Source organism: Leptotrichia trevisanii DSM 22070, from assembly GCF_000482505.1.
Taxonomy (GTDB): domain Bacteria; phylum Fusobacteriota; class Fusobacteriia; order Fusobacteriales; family Leptotrichiaceae; genus Leptotrichia; species Leptotrichia trevisanii.
Window position 1 is genome coordinate 1 of sequence record NZ_AXVL01000090.1, and the last position, 1,183, is coordinate 1,183.

The 1,183-nt window shown below is 29.3% G+C and carries 3 protein-coding genes; 2 read left to right on the forward strand and 1 reads right to left on the reverse strand.

The annotated features are described in order from the left end of the window. Together relB and K324_RS0109695 are read left to right on the forward strand one after the other, a co-directional pair. Complete coding sequence (gene relB, locus K324_RS16435) at positions 1 to 162, forward strand: type II toxin-antitoxin system RelB family antitoxin (protein ID WP_026748941.1); 162 nt, start codon at positions 1 to 3, stop codon at positions 160 to 162. After that, a complete protein-coding gene (locus tag K324_RS0109695; protein WP_026748942.1) occupies positions 147 to 419 on the forward strand; it encodes a type II toxin-antitoxin system RelE family toxin in 273 nt (90 codons plus the stop codon). Before relB ends, K324_RS0109695 begins: the two co-directional genes overlap by 16 nt. Positions 420 to 550: 131 nt before the next feature. On the opposite strand, the gene K324_RS14810 is transcribed toward K324_RS0109695, so the two are convergent. Continuing rightward, the coding region (locus K324_RS14810) for a replication initiation protein (protein ID WP_036095588.1) at positions 551 to 1,183 on the reverse strand (633 nt) is incomplete at its 5' end.

Genomic DNA, 1,183 nt, shown 5'->3' on the forward strand with positions numbered 1-1,183 from the left:
ATGGCACAATTTGAAGGAGTTACATTGTCAGAGTTAATAAAATCAAAAGTGTTTGACTCACTGGAAGATGAATATGATGCCAAAATAGCAGATTTAAGATTATCAGAATATGAAAGCTATTTGAAAAATGGAGGAGAAGTTTTAAAATGGGAAGAACTGTAAAATATAAACTAATCCCAACTCCACATTTCGTAAAAGATTTCAGTAAACTGGATGAATTTGTAAAAAAAAGAATAAAAATTTATTTAGAAAATATTGCAGAAGATCCACGCAGTAAAGGAAAAATGTTGAAAGCAAATAGAAAAGGACAATGGAGATATAGAATAGGAAATTACAGAGTTATTGTAAATATTCAAGATGAAAATTTAGTAATATTAGCATTAGAAGTAGGACATAGAAAAAATATTTATAATAGTTGATACTAAGGCTATTTTATAAAGTTAATTTTATGAAATAGCCTTTTTTGCTATTAACTTTTCGTATTAAAAAGTACCAAAGTAATAAAAATTGTAATCTAAATAAATGCAAGTATTTGACATTTTTGAACTCTTTATATCACATATTTCCTGAACCAGTTCTCAAAATGTTCCATGCTGTTAAAGTTAAAATTCTGCTCATAAAAATCATCAACATTCTGAATTTTAACAACTACCATTCCATTCTTCTGTTCATTTATTGACTTTATTGTCAAGGTGTTAAACATTCCAGTTACTCCATCCATCATTCTGACTTTTCTGTGAATGAAAAAGTCAGCAGGCGTTTTAATTTCTTTTTTCTCTTCTTTGATTTCTTTTCTGGACTGTGGTTCTTCTTTCAGAAATGTAAAAATGAAGCCTGACACGGCAGGACGTCCTCTTCCTTTTGTGTTATACGTTTTCTGAATTTTTAATCCATACTTTTCTTTAAGCTCCTTTTGTATTGGCTTTAAGACTTTTACATCAATATCACACATTCGATAATTTACAGGAATGTCCATTAACCTTTTGAACTCATCTAAATTAACGCTCCAAAAGCCTGTACTTCTAAACTGCTTCATTCTTCTGTAAAACTCTTTGGTGTAACTTGACTTTAATCTGACAAACTCTTCCAGTTCAAAACGAGTAAATAACCCATCTGTTATCGCATTTAACACCCAAGAATATTTTTTATTAACTCCCACTTTGACAGTTTTATTTTTCTTATC